This is a genomic window from Myroides sp. A21, assembly GCF_000807225.1.
In the GTDB taxonomy this organism is placed as follows: domain Bacteria; phylum Bacteroidota; class Bacteroidia; order Flavobacteriales; family Flavobacteriaceae; genus Flavobacterium; species Flavobacterium odoratimimum.
In genome coordinates, this window is record NZ_CP010327.1 from 2,728,272 (window position 1) to 2,747,621 (window position 19,350).

At 33.4% G+C, this 19,350-nt stretch carries 18 protein-coding genes and 5 tRNA genes; 17 read left to right on the forward strand and 6 right to left on the reverse strand.

Annotated features, from left to right (window positions below):
- The first annotated feature begins 9 nt into the window (after positions 1-9).
- A complete protein-coding gene (locus tag MYRA21_RS12245) occupies positions 10-471 on the forward strand; it encodes an N-acetyltransferase (protein WP_016649588.1) in 462 nt (153 codons plus the stop codon).
- Here the strand turns inward: MYRA21_RS12245 and MYRA21_RS12250 are convergent, their stop codons facing one another.
- Complete coding sequence (locus tag MYRA21_RS12250) at positions 472-1,125, reverse strand: hypothetical protein (protein WP_230493105.1); 654 nt, start codon at positions 1,123-1,125, stop codon at positions 472-474.
- A gap of 601 nt (positions 1,126-1,726) precedes the next feature.
- Here MYRA21_RS12250 and MYRA21_RS12255 point away from each other — a divergent pair.
- The 7 genes from MYRA21_RS12255 (at position 1,727) to MYRA21_RS12260 (ending at position 4,277) form a co-directional block, all read left to right on the forward strand.
- Positions 1,727-2,851 carry a DegT/DnrJ/EryC1/StrS aminotransferase family protein gene (locus tag MYRA21_RS12255; protein ID WP_006259252.1) on the forward strand — a complete coding sequence of 375 codons (1,125 nt, stop codon included), beginning with the start codon at positions 1,727-1,729 and terminating at the stop codon, positions 2,849-2,851.
- A 20-nt stretch (positions 2,852-2,871) separates the two neighbouring features.
- Positions 2,872-2,942 (forward strand) — tRNA-Cys (locus MYRA21_RS19045).
- 22 nt (positions 2,943-2,964) lie between these two features.
- Positions 2,965-3,035, forward strand: a tRNA-Cys gene (locus tag MYRA21_RS19050).
- 22 nt (positions 3,036-3,057) lie between these two features.
- Positions 3,058-3,128, forward strand: a tRNA-Cys gene (locus MYRA21_RS19055).
- Positions 3,129-3,150: 22 nt separating this feature from the next.
- A tRNA-Cys gene (locus MYRA21_RS19060) sits at positions 3,151-3,221 on the forward strand.
- 22 nt (positions 3,222-3,243) lie between these two features.
- Positions 3,244-3,314 (forward strand) — tRNA-Cys (locus MYRA21_RS19065).
- Positions 3,315-3,608: 294 nt separating this feature from the next.
- The gene (locus tag MYRA21_RS12260; RefSeq protein ID WP_006259251.1) at positions 3,609-4,277 is read left to right on the forward strand and encodes a phosphatidylserine decarboxylase family protein; all 669 of its coding nucleotides are present in this window, start codon (positions 3,609-3,611) and stop codon (positions 4,275-4,277) included.
- Here the strand turns inward: MYRA21_RS12260 and chrA are convergent.
- The 3 genes from chrA to MYRA21_RS12275 all read right to left on the reverse strand — a co-directional run bounded on the left by chrA (position 4,274) and on the right by MYRA21_RS12275 (position 7,729).
- Positions 4,274-5,413: a chromate efflux transporter gene (gene chrA, locus MYRA21_RS12265; protein WP_006259250.1), complete on the reverse strand. Its 1,140-nt coding sequence runs from the start codon at positions 5,411-5,413 to the stop codon at positions 4,274-4,276. The genes MYRA21_RS12260 and chrA overlap by 4 nt on opposite strands.
- 79 nt (positions 5,414-5,492) lie before the next feature.
- Positions 5,493-6,281, reverse strand: a complete 789-nt coding sequence (locus MYRA21_RS12270; protein WP_006259249.1) for a helix-turn-helix domain-containing protein — start codon at positions 6,279-6,281, stop codon at positions 5,493-5,495.
- 89 nt (positions 6,282-6,370) lie between these two features.
- Complete coding sequence (locus tag MYRA21_RS12275) at positions 6,371-7,729, reverse strand: hydroxymethylglutaryl-CoA synthase family protein (protein WP_006259248.1); 1,359 nt, start codon at positions 7,727-7,729, stop codon at positions 6,371-6,373.
- 174 nt (positions 7,730-7,903) lie between these two features.
- Here MYRA21_RS12275 and MYRA21_RS12280 point away from each other — a divergent pair, with 174 nt between their 5' ends.
- A complete protein-coding gene (locus tag MYRA21_RS12280; RefSeq protein ID WP_006259247.1) occupies positions 7,904-9,637 on the forward strand; it encodes an SWIM zinc finger domain-containing protein in 1,734 nt (577 codons plus the stop codon).
- Between the two features lie 65 nt (positions 9,638-9,702).
- A complete protein-coding gene (rlmF, locus tag MYRA21_RS12285) occupies positions 9,703-10,611 on the forward strand; it encodes a 23S rRNA (adenine(1618)-N(6))-methyltransferase RlmF (RefSeq protein ID WP_006259246.1) in 909 nt (302 codons plus the stop codon).
- 35 nt (positions 10,612-10,646) lie between these two features.
- Here the strand turns inward: rlmF and MYRA21_RS12290 are convergent, their stop codons facing one another.
- Positions 10,647-11,210 (reverse strand): NADAR family protein, encoded by a 564-nt coding sequence (locus MYRA21_RS12290; RefSeq protein WP_006259245.1) that lies wholly within the window; start codon positions 11,208-11,210, stop codon positions 10,647-10,649.
- A gap of 142 nt (positions 11,211-11,352) precedes the next feature.
- On the opposite strand from MYRA21_RS12290, the gene MYRA21_RS12295 reads away from it, so the two are divergent.
- The 7 genes from MYRA21_RS12295 to MYRA21_RS12325 all read left to right on the forward strand — a co-directional run bounded on the left by MYRA21_RS12295 (position 11,353) and on the right by MYRA21_RS12325 (position 17,955).
- Complete coding sequence (locus MYRA21_RS12295; protein WP_006259244.1) at positions 11,353-11,661, forward strand: DUF4377 domain-containing protein; 309 nt, start codon at positions 11,353-11,355, stop codon at positions 11,659-11,661.
- A gap of 178 nt (positions 11,662-11,839) precedes the next feature.
- Complete coding sequence (locus MYRA21_RS12300) at positions 11,840-13,489, forward strand: mechanosensitive ion channel family protein (RefSeq protein WP_039329196.1); 1,650 nt, start codon at positions 11,840-11,842, stop codon at positions 13,487-13,489.
- A 128-nt stretch (positions 13,490-13,617) separates the two neighbouring features.
- Positions 13,618-14,745 carry an FAD-dependent monooxygenase gene (locus MYRA21_RS12305; protein WP_235279905.1) on the forward strand — a complete coding sequence of 376 codons (1,128 nt, stop codon included), beginning with the start codon at positions 13,618-13,620 and terminating at the stop codon, positions 14,743-14,745.
- Positions 14,746-15,026: 281 nt separating this feature from the next.
- The gene (locus MYRA21_RS19340; protein WP_006263299.1) at positions 15,027-15,245 is read left to right on the forward strand and encodes a topoisomerase C-terminal repeat-containing protein; all 219 of its coding nucleotides are present in this window, start codon (positions 15,027-15,029) and stop codon (positions 15,243-15,245) included.
- 138 nt (positions 15,246-15,383) lie between these two features.
- Positions 15,384-16,205, forward strand: a complete 822-nt coding sequence (locus MYRA21_RS12315; protein ID WP_039329200.1) for a helix-turn-helix domain-containing protein — start codon at positions 15,384-15,386, stop codon at positions 16,203-16,205.
- A 95-nt stretch (positions 16,206-16,300) separates the two neighbouring features.
- Positions 16,301-16,867 (forward strand): sugar O-acetyltransferase, encoded by a 567-nt coding sequence (locus MYRA21_RS12320; protein WP_039329202.1) that lies wholly within the window; start codon positions 16,301-16,303, stop codon positions 16,865-16,867.
- 29 nt (positions 16,868-16,896) lie between these two features.
- Positions 16,897-17,955, forward strand: coding sequence for an NAD(P)-dependent alcohol dehydrogenase (locus MYRA21_RS12325; protein ID WP_039329204.1), 1,059 nt, complete (start codon positions 16,897-16,899; stop codon positions 17,953-17,955).
- A gap of 525 nt (positions 17,956-18,480) precedes the next feature.
- Here MYRA21_RS12325 and MYRA21_RS18945 read toward each other — a convergent pair.
- A complete protein-coding gene (locus MYRA21_RS18945) occupies positions 18,481-19,344 on the reverse strand; it encodes an IS3 family transposase (protein WP_200888303.1) in 864 nt (287 codons plus the stop codon).
- Positions 19,345-19,350 lie beyond the last annotated feature (6 nt).

Consider the following 19,350-nt stretch of genomic DNA (forward strand, 5'->3'; position numbering starts at 1 on the left):
ACCATATATATGCGAATCACATTAAGAGAAGTAACAGCAGATAACTACTATGAAGTAGGTCTGCTAACGACTAATAAAGATGGTAAACCTACTTTTGATGAGGAGTATATCTGTGGCAATGCAGTATCTATAGCAGAGTCTAAGTTTTATCCTAATTTAGAGCCACAGGCTATTTATAGTGATGAAGAATTAATAGGCTTTATTATGTCGGGCCCTTATGATCGTGACCATGACAATTATTGGATCATGCGATTTATGATTGATTACCAACATCAAGGTAAGGGATATGGGAAGAAAGCATTTGAAGTTTTTTTAGAACAAATACGACTTAGAGAACTTGTCCAAGAGCTTTATCTCGGATTAGATGAGAGTAATGTGAGAGCGATCCAACTGTATACCTCTTGTGGCTTTGTCAATACGGGGGTTGTAAAAGACGGCGAACAGGTCTATGTACTTCATTTATCACAATAATCACTGTTCTCTATAACCATTCATAATAGAGCGAAATAGTTCTCCATTAGATGGAGGAGTAAGAATGATAGCATTTACCTTTTTTTGTGCTATATTTTGAAGTGATTCATTTGTTTTACCTCCAGTAGAGATCACAGCTATATTAGGATAGGTTGTTTTAATATAATCTACTATTTTTAGAGTGTCTGCTCCACCTGTAACATTAAAACAGCTTACCCCTGCTTCAATACGTGATTTAAAATCAAAATTGAGGGTTGATACACTAGAGATAATAGGAATATTGATATGCTTCTTTACTTCAGCGATATCTTCATTTTTAAACGGTTGATTGACTATGACTGCAGCGGCGCCTAAAGCTTCTGCTTTTTTAGCCATGGTAATGGCAAAGTCCCCTTGAGTAATACCTCCACCGATTCCACAAATAACAGGTTTCTTAGAAAACTCAATTAAGGTTTTAATAATATTCTGTGAGGGAGCAAATGGGTACACTGCAAGAATAGCATCTGCATCGTTATTTTCTATTAAGGCAATATCTGTTGAAAATAGAATAGACTTGACCTTCAGGTTGTTTAATACTAATCCTTTACACGACTCTATAAGGTGTAGGGGAGTAGGGAGTTTGACATGTGGACAAGGTCTTTTTTTCCAAAACATAAGGAAATCCAGTAGGCTTCTTTTGTGCCGATTATTCACCCAAATAGAACTTATATTATTTGTAGTAGTCATCACTATAGATTTAGAATTAACAAGACAAAGATTTGTTTTTATCCCTTTAGAAGAAGGTGGAGTGTAATTAAACTTTGAAGAATTGTAATCAAATTAGGTTTTTATGTAAGGAAGTAGGTGAGATAAAGTGTTATAATGTCTAAATATTGATCTTTAGGCTATGTAGATGAAGTAAATAGTAGTTGTTGGATGATTCTGTGTAGTAAGTATTTTGTAGGAGTATTGTTTTGTATAAGAGTGAATTGGTAAAGAGATGAATCAGTATTTAGTCCGTTGTTTTGTTTAGAATAACGGACTCACTACGGACTCATAACGGACACAGTACGGACTCACCCCAAATCAATCTAGTTCAAAAATCTATAGAAACCAAGAGATAGATTATAGGGAGTATTTGTAAAAACTGGACTAGGTAGGTGTGTTATTATCAATATACATTTGTATCACAGAATAAGGCTTAGAATAGCAATTGAAATGATAGAATTTTAATTGGATTGGAGCTGCAAGAGGATAAACAATGAGTACTATACAAATGGTTGACTTACAACGTCAATATGAAAAAATAAAGGAAGAAATAGATAAGGGAATTGAGCAAGTGATTAGAACGAGTACCTTTATCAATGGACCAGCTGTGAAGGAGTTTACAGATAATCTAGCAACCTATACAGGTGTGAAGCATGTGATCCCGTGTGCTAATGGTACAGATGCATTACAGATCGCCTTGATGGCATTAGGCTTGAAGCCAGGTGATGAAGTGATAACTCCATCCTTTACTTTTGTTGCAACGGTAGAAGTAGTTGCTCTATTAGGATTAACACCAGTATTCGTAGATGTAGATAAAGATACATTTACTATTAATAAAGAGAGCCTGGAGGCAGCGATAACTGAGAGAACGAAAGCTATTATACCTGTTCATCTGTATGGTCAATGTTCTAATATGGGAGAGATTATGCCAATAGCAGATAAGTATAATCTTGCAGTGATAGAGGATAACGCTCAGAGTATAGGAGGAAGTTATAAACAAGGAAGTACTTCTTATAAAACAGGAACAATGGGAACAATCAGTTGTATTTCTTTTTTTCCTTCTAAGAACTTAGGTGCTTATGGCGATGGTGGAGTGATTATGACTAATGATGATTCATTAGCTCATACTATGCGTAAGATTTGTAATCATGGTTCGGAGAGACGTTATTATCATGAAATAGTAGGAGTGAATAGTCGTTTAGACTCTATTCAAGCAGCAGTTTTAAATGTGAAATTAAAATATTTGGATGACTACTGCAATAAAAGGAGAGAAGCAGCTGCTTATTATAACCAAACTTTTAAGGCTAGTTCTAATATCATTACTCCTTATGTACCAGATTATAGTCACCATGTTTTTCATCAATATACGATGATTCTAGAAGGGGTGAATAGAGATGAGGTACATGAAGAACTAGCAAAGTTAGGCATTCCTAGTATGATATATTATCCTGTGCCTTGTCATGAACAAGAGATGTTTAAAACATTAAAAGATAGAGAGTATAATTTGCCTAATACAATGTATTTGACTTCTAGGGTATTGTCATTACCTATACATACGGAGTTGACTGAGGAAGAATTGATTTTCATAACAGAAGGAGTATTAAGTGTAATTGAAAAACTGAAGAAAAGGTAAGATACATTGATAGTATTAAAGGTTCTGTGGCCGAGAGGATAGGCATGACTACGCAATGGTCATTAGATTGGTTCGAATCCAGTCAGAACCTCAATATAAGAGGATAAACAAAAGGTTCTGTGGCCGAGAGGATAGGCATGACTACGCAATGGTCATTAGATTGGTTCGAATCCAGTCAGAACCTCAATATAAGAGGGTAAACAAAAGGTTCTGTGGCCGAGAGGATAGGCATGACTACGCAATAGTCATTAGATTGGTTCGAATCCAGTCGGAACCTCAATATAAGAGGGTAAACAAAAGGTTCTGTGGCCGAGAGGATAGGCATGACTACGCAATGGTCATTAGATTGGTTCGAATCCAGTCAGAACCTCAATATAAGAGGGTAAACAAAAGGTTCTGTGGCCGAGAGGATAGGCATGACTACGCAATAGTCATTAGATTGGTTCGAATCCAGTCAGAACCTCAACTCAGTAATAGAACTTGTTTTGTCAATTAGTGAATTAGTTATGTTGTTACTAGTACAATACTAGTTCTCTAATTATTGAATTTTACTTGTGGAATGAAGATGTATTTACTTAAAAACAGTTTACTAGCATAATCAAGATGATTTTTTCTTTACAACTTTATTATTACTAATCGCAAGTGAAGTTATGTACTTGACTACACTGTTGGGTAGTCAAGTACTCTTTTTAGATAAATATATATAGTACTTTATCTATTAAAAACAATAATATCAATTTTAAAAATCAATATACTTATGAGAATACACAAAGAAGGAAAAGGATCTATCCTGATAGGAGTATGTACTTTTATCATGGTTAATATATTGTCTTATGAATTGATTAGTCCTCGTTTTTGGTTGTTACAATTAGCTATTTTTATAGTCACATTGATTCTTATAGCATTGGTTATTTCTTTCTTTAGAATCCCGTCAAGAGTGTTGATACAAGACGACAACTTGGTCTTAGCTCCTTGTGATGGAAAAGTGGTTGTAATAGAAGAAGTAGAAGCAGATGAGTATTTTAAAGATAAGCGTATTCAAGTTTCTATTTTTATGAGTGTCTTGAATGTTCATGTCAATAGAAATCCAATAGAAGGGGAGGTGTTATATAGTATGTATCACAAGGGAAAACACCTAGTGGCTTGGCATCCGAAGTCTTCAACAGCTAATGAACGTCATACTGTGGTGTATAAGCATAAAAGTGGAAGAGAGGTCTTGGCTAAACAGATAGCAGGTGCCTTAGCCAATCGTATTGTCAATTATCTTACGATAGGTAAGATTGCTAAACAAAGTGAGGAAATGGGATTTATTAAGTTCGGTTCTAGAGTTGATCTACTATTACCTTTAGATGCTAAGATTAAAGTAAAGTTAGGAGATATCGCTCAGAGTGGTATTACAACTATAGCAGAGTGGGAGTCGTGCTAGAAGTAGGGAGCAAGGAATAGGAGTAGCTTTCCTAGAATTAATCCTATGAGTAAAAGTATGCCAGTGTTTATCTTTTTGAAAAAAAGACTGATAGATAATATAGTGAGAGCGATTATAAAGTCGTTTTTATCCCTAATACTCTCTGAAGTTAGACTAATACAGACAGAAGCAATAAGAGCAATAGAGGTGATGTTCACTGCTTTTAGTATTAGCTGAAAAAGATTAGATCTCTTTAGGTAATGCACGATAGGAGTAATTAACAAAATCAAGAGGAATGAAGGGATAAATACTGCAATAGTAGAAAAAACAGCACCTGACCAACCTCCTATTTGATAACCAACGAAGGTTACTGAAGAAAAGACAGGGCCAGGTGTTATCTGACCTGCTGTAATAGCATCTATGAGTTGAGTTCTTGTCAATAAACCTTTATGAACTAGTTCTGTTTCAATAAACGAAAATAAGACGTAACCACTTCCGTATAATACACTACCTATCTTTAAAAAGATCCAAAAGAGTTTTATATTCACATCAGCGTGATATCCCGTGTAAGGGATTGCTAATAAGGGGATAAAAGAAGGAAGGTGGTTTCTACTTACTCGGCAGTATGTATAGTATAATAGAGATAAGGCTAAAGTAAGTAATAGTAAGGTCATTTCGCTATACCCAGCTAAAGAAAGTACAAACACTCCACAAGTGAGTATTATCGATTTGGGTTTAGTGATAAATTGAGTCGTTAATTTAAATACAAGTAGAAGGATGATAATAGTGATGGAGGGCTTTAATCCATATAAATAGGTTTCTACTTCAGGAAGTTGTCCATATTGTTTATAAAAATAGGCTAGTATGCAAGTCAGTACTACTGCAGGAAATATGAAGCATATACCAGCGATAAACAGTCCTTTCCAGCCTCTGGTGGTGTAACCAATATGGATGGCAAGCTCTGTACTATTAGGTCCAGGGATTAGATGAGTGATACTAATTAATTCTAGAAATTCCTGTGGATTTAGCCATTTTCTCTTTTCAACTATTTCTCGTTGCATCATTGCAATATGTGCAGCGGGTCCACCAAAGCCTAAGCAACCCAGTTTAAAAAATACTTTTGCCAATTCCTTTAATCCAATAGTATTGTTTTCCATAATGTACACGCTATAAGAGCAAAGGTGGATAATTTAATAGGAGTTTATCTGGTATATTTGAAAATAGAATGGTATGAGATTAAAGTTTCCTAAAGTTATTTGGTGTATAAGTAGTATGTTTTTTAAAATATTTAGTAAAGTGTGATGCATCTGTAAAATTGAGTTGTAAACTAATTTCATTGATAGAGAAATCTGTGTAGATCAATAGTCTCTTTGCTTCTGCAATGATGTGTTGTGCTAGTACTGCAGCAGCTGATAGTCCAATGTTTTTTTGGCAACTGGCATTTAGATTTTGAGGGGTGGTATGGAGGAGTTTAGCATAGTGATTTACTTTGTTGATCGGTGTGTGATCTATGTTTAATAAGTGTAGATAAGCACTGTATATACCTGATTTAAGAGGGAGTTGTTCTGTTATCGTAGAATTGCGTATTTTGATAAATAAAGCCTTGAGTAAAGCCTCTTGAGCAGTTTGATCTTCTTCTGTAAGTAGTAACGCAAAGAGGAGATCAATATTAGTATCTTCAGGTAAGTCTATTTGAGTCAGTTGGGTAATGTCAAAAAAGAATTGTTTTAAAGTGCTGTCTATATTCTGTAAAAAGAAGTCTCGTTTAATTAAAATTACATATCCAAAAGGTTCTGAAGTTATGTTCCAATAGTGAACTTGCTCCTTTTTTATGATAAATAGGTTGTGTGTACTAAGCTGGTATTGTTGTTCATCTATACAGTGGTATCCTGTTGTATTCTTTAGATATATGAGTTCAAAATAACCTTGGTGTTTATGCGGTTTTGTCGTTCTGATTTCTTTTTTAAATATGGCTATTTTGATTAATTTTTGTTCTTCTATTTTATTGTTGATTGGAATACTCATTTTGTGTTTACTTAGGTAATACAAGTATAATGAAAAAAACCTCTTTCTATTGGTTAGAAAGAGGTGAGTATAGTGAATTTCTTTTATTCTTATTTTACAAACTTATAGTAGCGTGCTCCTATTAGATGAGGTATTGCCGACTCGATATAGTCTATTACAAATTCATTATTAGCAGGCTGTATTGGTGTTTTTTGCTCTTTCTTATGAAGGGCGATATAAGTACTGAAGTCTATTGCTGTTGACTGTTTTAAAGTTTCGAAGATAGATACTTTAGGCATACCTTCTTGCCATGTACTTTGTACTTCGGCTTCGAATACTTTAGATTTAGATCCTGAACCATAAGCAATAAATCCTAGTGTAGTATCTACTAAACTTTCTTTTGTATTGTTAAAATGAGACAGAGTAGATAGCAAACCTAAGAATATAGACCCTGTATAGATATTACCTACTTCACCAGAAGCTATCTCTGATGGGGCAATCTTAGTATTAACCAATTCCATATACGCTTCTGACTTAGCAAATGCTTTGATCTGGTCTTTTGCATCAGCAGCTGTTCTGTCTACTAGTTCAGGGTTCTCTTGTAATACTATTTCATGGAAAGTTCTACGTCCTTGGAAGCAATAAGGTAAATGCATCAAGACAGCCTTCCAATCTTGGTATACTTTCAAGTCTTTTTTATTGTTTAACTCTTTGAAGTGAGTGTATGCTTCTGTGATTCTATTGATATAACATTCGTTAGAGTATTGTCCTTCGAATACAGGTTGGTCTTTGTGTATAGAGATTTCTGCTTCTTCTATACCATGCCATGCCTCATTAATAGAGTTTCCTGTGATGCTTTTTTTCTCTATCGAACGATGAGGTTTAAAGAAGTCAAATACACTTTCTGTAGCTACTCCAGTCTGTCCTGTGAAAGCTAACATACGAGGATTAGCACTAATTAATAAAGCAATAGCACCTGCACCTTGTGTGTATTCTCCTGTAGAAGCTAGGTCATACTTAGCGTAGTCTGTTGCGATAACAATAGCTTTCTTGGTAGGGTTAGCTTTTATGAAGTCAATAGCATTCTGCATAGCATCTACTGCCCCTATACAAGCGAAAGTATGATCTACAGCATCACAATTTCTAAAAATACCTTGTCCATAGATTTGCTCTAATAATCCTAAGGTATAAGAAGCAATAGGTTTAGAGTTGTCTAATCCGCTCTCTGTACCTACGTATATTTTAGCAATGTCTTGAGGAGCAATAGTAGTATTGTCTTGGAGTAAGCTATACGCAGCATTAGCAGCCATTGTGATTACATCTTGGTAAGTATCTAATAACGCCATCTTTTGTAATCCAAGTCCCTTAGTTAATTTTAGAGGTTCGATATTTCGCTCGATAGCTAATGTTTCTATAGGTAAGTGAATTTTAGGGATAAAGTATGCAATACTATCTATTCCGACTTTCATAATCTTTACTAATTTAAATGAAGGGTAAAATTAAAGTCATTTGTTAGAAATAACTAACTAAATTGAATAAAATTTATGTAATAATGCTATGTTATTGGTTTAATGTTATTAATACATAGTTTTTATGTTTATAAAAGATTATAGTATTTTTACGATATAGTTAATTTAGAAGAGATGAACAATTTATTCAATTTTGAAACAAATGTTAGCAATATTATCTTGAAGCGCGGATTTGAGTATTATGAGCAAGGGATGGTGAGGGATATTACTAAACTAGGTGATTATATCTACGAGGGTGAAGTAGAGGGGAATGATGATTATACTGTTGTTATAGAATTAGATAAATCACAGAGTATCAAAGATTATAATTGTGACTGTCCTTATGATGGAGCTGTCTGTAAACATGTTGTTGCTGTATTGTATCAATTGAGAGATGATATGACAATAGAGGTTGTACCAAAGAAAACAAAGAAGGTAAAAAGGATGAGTTTTAAAGATTTAGTCGAACAATTAAGCATAGAAGATTTAAGAGAGTTTATTTTTATAAGTGCAAAAAAAGACGCAAGACTAAAAGTGTCTTTAGAAGCTTATTTTGTAGATAGGGATGATACAGTCGATATAAAAGAGAAGTATAAAGAGGTTTTTAGAAAAATAATTAAACAGCATACTTCACGAGGTTTTGTCAGTTATACAGAAACAAAAAAATTAAGTAAAGAATTAGAAATATACTTAGGTAGAGTAAATGAACTTATAGCTGAAAGAAATTATAGAGATGCGTGTAGTATAATACAAATATTTATAGAAGAAGCTATTGATGTGATTACCTTTTCTGATGATAGTAATGGATATTTTAGTGATTTAATCTTTAAAGCTATTGAAATATTGGATAGTATCATAGAAGCAGATATAACTATTGAGTTTAAAGAGTCTTTAATTTCATTCTTTGAAGAAGAATTAGCAAAAGAGGTTTATTTTGATTACGGAGATTTTGGTTATGAGTTATTAGGTTCTTTCGAATTATTGTGTTTGAAGATATTTAAGGAAGAATTTTACCTCACATTTTTAGATAAAAAGATAAAAGAAAGTAATTCTGAGGAATATAGAATAAGACATTTTACTAACGTTAGATTATCCTTTTTAGGAAAAATAGGAAGAGAAGAACAGTTGAATCAAGAGATGTTGGATAATATATCTATTCCAGAAGTTAGAAGAAACTTAGTTCAACGAGAGATGATGCATGGAGAGTATGAGAAAGCAAAAATATTACTTATTGAAGGAATAAAAATAGCAGAAGAATTAAAACATCCCGGAACTGTTAACCAATGGGAACTTATCTTATTAGAGATTGCAGAATCAGAAAAAGATGTTGAACGTATGCGTTATTTCTACAATAAACAAGTCTTTTTTGGTTGGCAAATCAATAAAACCTATTATAGTAAGTTAAAAGCAACATTTACAAAAGAAGAATGGACAGTAATCATCGAAGAAAAAATAGACAGTTTAATCAGTGAAGCTAAGAGTAAAGTGAAACAACACAGTATGTTTAATAGTAATCCATATGATGGTTTAGTTAATTCAGTAGGTGTTCTATATTCTTTAGAGGGGTATGTAGATAGGTTATTTGACTTGTTAAAAAAAGTAAGTAGATTAGATTTAGTATTGCCTTATCTAAAATACATTAAAAAAGAGTATACTGTTGATGTAATATTTGATGTTTTAAGACCTCTCATTGTTTTAGAAGCAGATAGAGCTAATAATCGTTCAGATTATAAGAATATTGGTAATCTATTAATTTCTCTTAAAAAAGAGTTTCCGCAAGCTGTAGGAATTATTGATTCTATAGTAGATGAGATGAAGAAGAAGTATCCTAAGAGACCTGCTATGCTAGATGAGTTTAATAAAGTTTAGAGTATTGAGATTTTATGTAGTAGAACCCACTTAAATACCCTAATTTTGCATGAAATATAAAGATAATGAAAGAAGCAAAGAAAACGCAGAAGAAACTACACCCACGTAATAAACATCAGGATTTATATGACTTTGATAAGTTAAAACAAGTGGTGCCTGAGTTGGCAACTTTTATTATCAAGAACCCGTCAGGGGTAGATACAATTGACTTTGCAAAACCTGAAGCAGTGGTTTTATTGAATAAAGCCATACTGATGAAGGACTATAAGATGACGTATTGGGAAATGCCTAAGACGAATCTATGTCCACCTATCCCTGGGAGAGCTGATTATATCCACTATATAGCAGATCTACTGGCAGAGGGGAACAATGGAAAAGTACCTACAGGAAAGGGAGTAAAGATATTAGATCTTGGAATAGGAGCTAATGTGATATATCCTATTATAGGTGTGGCTGAGTATGGATGGGAATTTGTGGGGTCTGAAGTAGATGTAGTGTCTGTAAAGACAGCTAGTCATATCGTAGAGCACAACCCTCATCTAAAGAGTCATATCAGTATCCGTCAGCAACCTACTAAGCGAAATATATTAAAGAATATAATAGGAGAGAAAGAGTATTTCGATGTGGTGATTTGTAACCCTCCTTTCTTTAAGTCAAGAGCTGAGGTGTTGGCGAAGACAACACAGAAGTTGAGAAACCTAGGTAAAGAAGTGGTGGGTAAACCAGTACAGAACTTCAGTGGGCAGAACAATGAGTTGTGGTGTGATGGTGGAGAACTTGCCTTTATCACTAATTACATTTATGAGAGTAAGCATTTTAAAAGACAGGCAGTATGGTTCACCACTTTAGTGTCTAATAAAGATAACCTTAAACCTCTGCAATCACTATTAAAACGAAGTGAAACTAAAGAGGTTCGTATTATAAATATGGAACAAGGGAATAAGATAAGCCGCATTTTGGCGTGGAGGTATTAATAACAAAGGATGCTGTATCAGCATCCTTTGTTATTTTATTTATTCATTATCATCTCTCTTACTTCCATTAAGGCAAAACCGAGTAAGTTCAATCCATTCCATTTGACAGGAATATTTATTTTTTCATTATCTGCTGCTAATCCTACTCCCCATATCGTATCTACTGGACTAGCTTCTACTAGTACTCTTTTTTTAGTATTGATTAGAAAGGTTTGAAGTTCTTTGTTTTGAGTAAACTTATGATAGTTACCTTCTACCACGATACGATAACGATTAGCTATCCATATATCTTCTCTAAATCCGCGTACTTCTCTTCCTAGGGCTTTCATCTCCATAGGACTTTTGGCATTCATAATGCGTTTATAGATTTCTTGATCATTGAATAACAAAGCTTTTTGTGCCATCATCCAATGTTCTGTAGAAGCATAAGACTGTCCATTGACCTCAAATCGACTAGGCCACCATTGGCTAAAGCACGCTGCTGTAATCTCTCCACTTTTGCTTTTTTGATGCCCCCAAAAGAAGATGTACTTTGATTTCTTTCCACTTTGGTACTCTTTTATATGTTTGTCTAGACTATACTGTTGTTCGAACTTCATTGTTATTCTGAATTATGCTGTGTAAAAATAAAGAATCCTATTCTTTATTAAATTGTTTATTTTAGCCGAAACCCAATCAACTAATTATTAAAAAATGAAATTAAAGAAAATAGTACAGTATTTTGCGATTTGAACTTTATTGATGAGCTTTTTAGTAGCTTGTAGTAGTGATGATAATTCGTCTATCACAAGAGAAAATAAGCGTGTAAAAGTAGAGTCTTATACCCTGATGAAACCCATAGAGCCTTTTAAAGGACAAGATGTGGAACATTTAATATTATATACCATGTCTGGTGAGATCTTAGATTATACACCATCTATAGAAGGATTTAAATATGAAGAAGGATATACGTACGTATTAGATATTACAAGAACTCACAATAAAGAGTTAATGGATAGTAATTTTGAATATGTGTTAGTCAAATTAATTTCTAAAGAGAAAAAAGAATAAATAAGTGTATATAGACATACTAGTAAGGATGCCGCAGAGCATCCTTTTTTTGTTCAGTTAACTTTTTTGTTAGGAGTACTCTTTCCGCTATTAAAATAAAGAAAACAATATTTTAGGTACGGTATAGTTTTTGTTATTTTAAAAGTTAAATTTACTTCAACTTTTATAGATTGTTTTTATGCGATTTTATATGATGAACATTCGTTTGTTTATACTATTGACAGCCCTTATTATGGGTGGGTCTACTTGGGCTAAAAATAAGAAGCCCTCTTCTAAAATTCCTGAACCAGTTGAGACTGTTCGCACTGTTGTCGTAGTGATGGAGAAAACACCAGTGATTAACTTTAATGATACTTTATTTAATGTTTATGGTAATATAGGTTCTTTTACTTCTAAGCAACGTGCTAAATCAATAGAAGGGAAGATCGCTATGTTAGCTGAGGATTATTTATTCGAAGGAGATTCTATCAAATTAGCGGATACTGGAAACTATCTTAATCTGATGTATCAAAATGAGATACTGATGAGTGTGGATAGTATACAAGCTGCACAAGAAAGCAAAAGTAAATTAGAAGCTGCACAGTACTATAAAAAACAGATAATCTCTGCTGTAGAATTACAACAACACAATACGAGTTGGCAGCAAATCTTAATACAAGTAGCAGGGACAATAGCTATTATCATTGTAGAGTATTTTATCCTCAAAGGGATACGATATGTTTATAGACGCTGTAAAGTGGCTATCTGGAGACAGAGAGGAAAGAAAATAAAAGGGATATTTGGTATCATAGATGATCAAAGAGCTATGCTGACAACTATATCAATAGCGAAAGTTATTAAGCTAATTGTGGTGTTGATATTCTTATATATTGGGTTGTTAGCTATATTTAAATTATTTCCTTATACAAAACATATTTCTGATCAATTGTTAGAATATGTATTGACTCCTTTAAAATCAGTAGGAAAAAGTATTAAGGCTTATATGCCCAAGCTGTTTACTATTATCGTTATTGTTGCAATATTTAAGTATGTACAGAAGTTTGTTAGATCTTTAGCAGAAAAGATAGCTACTAATAAAATTACGATTAAAGGGTTCTATCCTGATTGGGCTTTTCCGACTTATAATTTGATCAGTGGATTGCTATTTATCTTTATGTTTATTTTGATATTCCCTTATCTGCCTAATTCTGATTCTCAGATATTCCAAGGGGTATCTGTATTTGCAGGTATTATGTTATCTCTAGGGTCTACATCTGTTATAGGAAACTTGGTAGCAGGTTTAGTAATTACTTATATGAGACCTTTTAAATTAGGAGATCGTATTAAGTTAGGTGAGTTCACTGGGGATGTGTTAGAAAAGACAGCGTTAGTGACGAGAATTAAGACACCTAAAAATGAAGTGATCACAATTCCGAACTCTAATATCATGTCCGCTCAAACGGTTAATTATACGCAGTCAGCTAAAGAGCATGGACTGATTCTATATTTGACAATAGGGGCTGGTTATCACGTACCATGGCAAAAAGTTCATGAAATGCTATACGAGGTGGCAAATAGAACAGAACATGTATTAAAACGCCAGAAACCATTTATCTTACAAGATCAGTTTAGGGATTTTTATGTTGACTATCAATTGAATGTATATATCAAAGAGGCGAAGTTATCAGCAAAGGTATATTCTGATTTGCGTCAACATGCACAAGATGTTTTTGCAGAAAATAATATTGAGATGGTCGCTCCACATTATAGTGTAAATAGAGTGGTAGATGGAGAAGACTCTACAGTTCCACCAAAGTATGTGAAGGAACAACCAGAAACAAAGAATTAAAAGTAAATGATAGATAAGAGCACTGAGATAATTATTTCGGTGCTTTTGTTTTTTATAAGTGTGTTTAGAGGGGATTAGGTAGTGTTTTTGTATATTCGTTAGATAAAGTATAAGCAACTATGGAAGATATGAAAGTAGCAATAATAGGAGCAGGTATAGCTGGGCTGACTATGGGAATAGCTTTAAAAAAGGCTAATATTCCTTTTGTTATCTATGAGTCTACAGAGAAAATTAAACCTGTAGGAGCGGGGATTGCTATCGCTAATAATGCCATGCAGGTTTATCGACACTTAGGCGTATCTGATCAATTAACTCAAAGAGGTACACGTATCTCTAAAGTGAGATTAACGGATATGAATTTGAATATACTGACACAATCAGATTTGATTGCTTTTGAACAGAAATATCAGTTGGTTAATATTGCAATACATAGAAGCGATTTGCACCATGTTTTGTTAGAAGAGGTGGGAATGGAGCATGTTGTACTAAATAAGCGTTTAGAAGACATTAGTTTGGATGAAGTAGGACTTTATACACTTCGGTTTACAGATGGAAGTACTGCGACTCATGAATATGTAGTAGGTGCTGATGGTATTCGATCTCAAGTGAGACAAAAGATATTTGGTGATTATCCTTTGAGAGATGCTAAGCAGGTATGTTGGCGTGGTGTATTAGATATAGATTTATCTACGGATTATGACCATATAGCATTAGAAGGATGGGGAAGGGGAGAACGCTTTGGTTTTGTCAAACTTGAAGGAAAGCAGGTGTATTGGTATTTTCTAGTCAACGAGGATAAATATCTTAAAAATCAAGATCTTTCTGTTCTTATTAAAGATTGTAGTCCGTTAGTTAAGGATATGATTATGCAGACTGCTGAGGCTGATATCTTTTTAAATAAGATATATGATTTGCCTCTTATCCAGGAGTGGTCTAAGGATAAAGTGTGTATAATAGGAGATGCTGCTCATGCTACTACACCGAACCTTGGACAAGGTGCTTGTCAAGCGATAGAGGATGTATATATTATCAGCAAACTATTAGAGAAGCATTCTTTAGTCGATGCTTTTCATAAATTTACTTCTATTCGCCGTGAGAAAGTAACTCAGATTGTTCGTGATAGTTGGCGTATGGGACAAGTATCCCAGTTTAGTAATCCATTAATTACTTCTGTTCGAAATATGGCTTTTCGATTTGCTCCTTCTTTCTTAAAAGATAAACAGATCAGCATGATGTTTGAATTGCAAGAGGTATAAAAGCGTTATAGGATGTATAACGCTTTTAGTTTTTTTACTTGCCGATACAATTGTAAATAGTCAAAGACAAACTTATTTCGGACGTTTTATTAACGGCTAAATGGGAATCAGCCTTTAAAGACATTGAAGAGAACAAAACTGATATGGAAGATTTTCATAGGCAGATAGAAGATTATACTTCAGAGATAACAAATGAGCTTCTATCGATTAAATCAAGCAATGAAATAGATCATTTATCTTGTCCAAAGTGTAAACAACATACACTTCAACTAAGATAGAAGGTGGTCAAATGTTTAAATACGGATTGTAATTGGATCTTGTTTAAAGAGGTGTGTGGAGTTAAACTCTTCGTTGAGGATATTGCTGATTTACTTGAACAAGGGGAAACCAAACTGCAAAAAGGACTAATTAGTAAAGCAGGTAAGAAGTATGATGCTTACCTTATTTTAAAAGAAGACTATACAACAGGGTTTGAATTTAGTACTAATAAGAATAAATAGGATTAAAATAATAGAAGCTACCTCAACAAATAGGTGGCTTTTATTATTAAATGAGCTTTTGAGAAAGTATAAATGAGCTTTACAACAAAATAGTTCATTGGATGTTGTGTATCTTTATAAATAGTAAAATAAAGAAAAATGAAAGTAAGTAACGCTTTACAAACCATTAGTTATTCAGGTATATTTCTTTCTTGTTATACGGATAACAATGAGAAGTGTATTCATGCCACACCAGAGCATGTACTTGTCTATGTATATTCAGGAGAGCAAATTATAGAAGATAGAAATAAGAAAATAAGAGTTAATGCGGGAGAGTGTGTTTTTATAAGACGCAATCATCAGCTAACGATGTATAAAAATAGTAAAGGCAAAGAGAACTATAAAGGGATTTCGTTGACCTTTAACCGAAATGTACTTAGGGAGTTTTATAGTAAATTAAAAAAGAGTGATCTTCCTAAAGATATTACTATATCAGATAAGAACGTATTTCTTATTGAACAAAAAGTAGATATAACAAGTTTGTTTGAATCACTAACCCCTTATTTCAATGAGAAAGTAAAGCCTTCTGAACATGTGGTGCACTTAAAGTTACTAGAGGGGATTTATGCCTTACTGAATAACTCAGAGATATTTTATCCTTTGTTATTTGATTTTACTCAGCCTTGGAAAATTGATATTTTAGAGTTTCTAAAAGACCACTATATGGATGAATTAAGTATAGAAGAGATTGCTTCTTATACAGGTCGAAGTTTAGCTACTTTTAAAAGGGACTTTAAAAAGATAAGTAATCTTACACCTCAAAAATGGATTATTCAAAAACGATTAGAAGCAGCTTATTTAAAATTAAAAGAAGAAAGAGGTAAAGTTCAGGATGTTTATTTAGAAGTAGGTTTTAAAAACTCGTCTCATTTTTCTACAGCTTTTAAAAAGCAATATGGAGTTTCTCCAACTGAAGTATAAATTAAAAAATGAGCTTGACAGTAACGTAAAATGAGCTTTGTAGTAAAACTATTATTCTTTATCAGCTTTAATTTTACCAAAAATAAATCAAGTATATGTTAGAGAATAATAATGATGTTTTTAAAAGATTACGTAGTGGACAAACTATCAAGCCAGATGATCTTCAATGGAATAAAATAACAGAGGAATGTTATATTACTAAAGATTTAGTACTCAAGTTGAACAACTGTCTTGATCCCATTGAAAAAAGAAAACTACTAAGTGAGATTACAAATCTACCAATAGATGATACAGTAGAGATATTTACTCCCTTTTATATTAATTATGGAAAGAACACAAAATTAGGAAAGAATGTTTTTATCAACTTTGATTGTGTTTTCCTTGATTTGGGAGGAATAACAATAGAGGATAATGTTCTTATTGCGCCTAAGGTTAGTTTGTTATCTGAGGGGCATCCAGTTAATCCTAAGGATAGAAGTTCACTAGTACCATCGCCAATTCATATTAAAAAAGGAGCATGGATTGGAGCAAATGCAACGATATTACCAGGGGTAACAATTGGTGAAAATGCTATTGTAGCTGCAGGAGCAGTAGTTTCTAAAGATGTTGCAGACAATACTATTGTAGGAGGAATACCTGCAAAAATTATAAAAACCTTTTAAAACTATATTAATTAAAAAATTTTGAAAAAATGAATACAAAAAATGTAAAAGCATTTGGAACAGAAGCCCCTGAGGCGGATTTAAAACAAATGAATATAAGTCGTAGAGAAGTGACGCCAAAAGATGTGGAGATTGATATTTTATATTGTGGCGTATGTCACTCGGATCTTCATACAGCTAGAAATGAGTGGGGAGGTACACAATATCCGAACGTACCTGGGCATGAGATTGTAGGAAAGGTAGTAAAAGTAGGTAGTGAAGTTACTAAATATAAAGTAGGAGATTTAGTTGGAGTGGGATGTATGGTAGATAGTTGTCGCGAGTGTGATAGCTGTAAAGAAGGCCTTGAACAGTACTGTGAACATGATAATATTCAAACTTACAATAGTCATGACAAGCACTTAAATATGCAAACTTTTGGAGGATATTCAGAGAGTGTTGTAGTGGATGAAGACTTTGTACTAAGTGTTCCAAAGAATTTAGATTTAGCGGCAACAGCACCATTACTATGTGCGGGTATTACAACTTTTTCACCTTTAAGACACGCCAATGTAGGTCCTGGTAAAAAAGTAGGGATTGTTGGAATAGGCGGATTAGGACATATGGCTGTTAAAATAGCTAAGGCAATGGGAGCTTATGTAGTTGTTATTACAACTTCTCAATCAAAAGTAGAAGATGCAAAGCGCTTAGGTGCTGATGATGTTGTTTTATCTACAGATCAGAATCAAATGAAAAACAATGCTAGAACCTTAGACTTTATTTTAGACTGTGTTTCTGCTCAACATGATATAAATGCATATTTATCACTAATTAAGAGAGATGGTGCTTTAACTCTTGTTGGAGCTCCTGAGCATCCACTTCCTGTATCTGCTTTTAGTTTGATTTTAAATAGAATTAGTTTCTCAGGATCACTAATTGGAGGTATTAAAGAAACACAAGAAATGCTTGATTTCTGTGGTAAGCACAATATTACATCTGATATTGAATTAATTCAAATGCAGGATATCAATAAGGCTTATGACCGTTTATTAAAAGGAGATGTAAAGTATCGTTTTGTAATTGATATGGCATCACTTAAAAACAATTAAGATAATGTAAAAAGGGAGATTTATAAAGTTTCCCTTTTTTTTATGTGTGCCCAGCATGGGCGATAACTCTAGGGTGTAAGTCCTGAACACGCCATTGCAGCAGGAAGTGTTAACCGACAGCAAGGGTATCCATCGTGAGTTGGAATCTGAAGGAAGCTTTAATTTTTGAACCAATTAATTCAAATTGAATCTTGGATTCGAATAAATCACGCTTTTGCGTACCTATAGAACCTATTTGTTCTTCAATAATTTGATCTAAAGGTATTGTTCTTATTTGAAGAAGAGATTATTAGATATCAAAAGTACTTAAAATACACTTTTTTTAGCTAAGTAAAACATACGTTACTAGTGAAAAGAAAGACATGATAGTTTATTCCCTATATTTGTGTATGTTATAATGATTATTAGCTTATTACTTTTTAGAAAATTAAGATGAGGATTAATTTTACAGAGGAGAATCACCAAGAAATCGCGAATCTTTTAGATTCTGTAGAGAACGAGAGAGATGCTGTAGGCTTCCCCATTTTAGGACACCTCTAAATTCGATAAATAATTCTTATTATGTTCAGATTTGATGAAGAATTTAAATTCTTCATCAAATCTGGGCTTATATTCTTTAGGAGATTTATTTCCTAATGCTTTATGAGGATGGTTAAAATTGTAATCCTCTCTCCATTTATCAGCCAATCTTTGTAACTGGTAGATATCATTGAAGTAAAAAGCATCTAATATATCCTCTCTAAAAAATCGATTAAAACGTTCTATATATCCATTCTGCATTGGTTTGCCAGGCTGGGTATATTTAATTTCTATAAAATTCTTCTCACACCAATTTACAAAGGTTTTAGAGATAAATTCAGGACCGTTATCACATCTAATGTACTTTGGAGTACCTATTTCTTGTTTTAGGTTTTCTAATGTTTCTATTACTGCTCTTGCAGGATAGCTTAATCCAGCTTCAATAGCTATTGCTTCTCTATTACAGTCGTCTAATACATTAAAAACTCTTACTTTTCTGCCATCTGTAAGTAAGTCACTCATAAAGTCCATACTCCAACACTCATTGAGCACTTTTGGCGTTTCTAAAGGCTGTTTAACTCTTGTTATTAAACGTTTCTTATGTTTTCTTCTTAGACTTAGTTTCATTAAGCGATAAACGCGTAGAACTCTTTTTCTGTTCCATATAAGTCCTTCTCTGCGTATCTTATGATAGTACTCATCAAAGCCACGAGTAGGGTATTGTTCTGCTAATTCACTTAGTTTATCAATGACTTCTGTATCATCTTTTTTACTTTGGTAATACCACATTGATCGGCATAGTCCAACTAATGAACAAATACGAACAATGGATAACTTATATTGCTCTAACAGATACTTTACCCTTTCTATTTTATC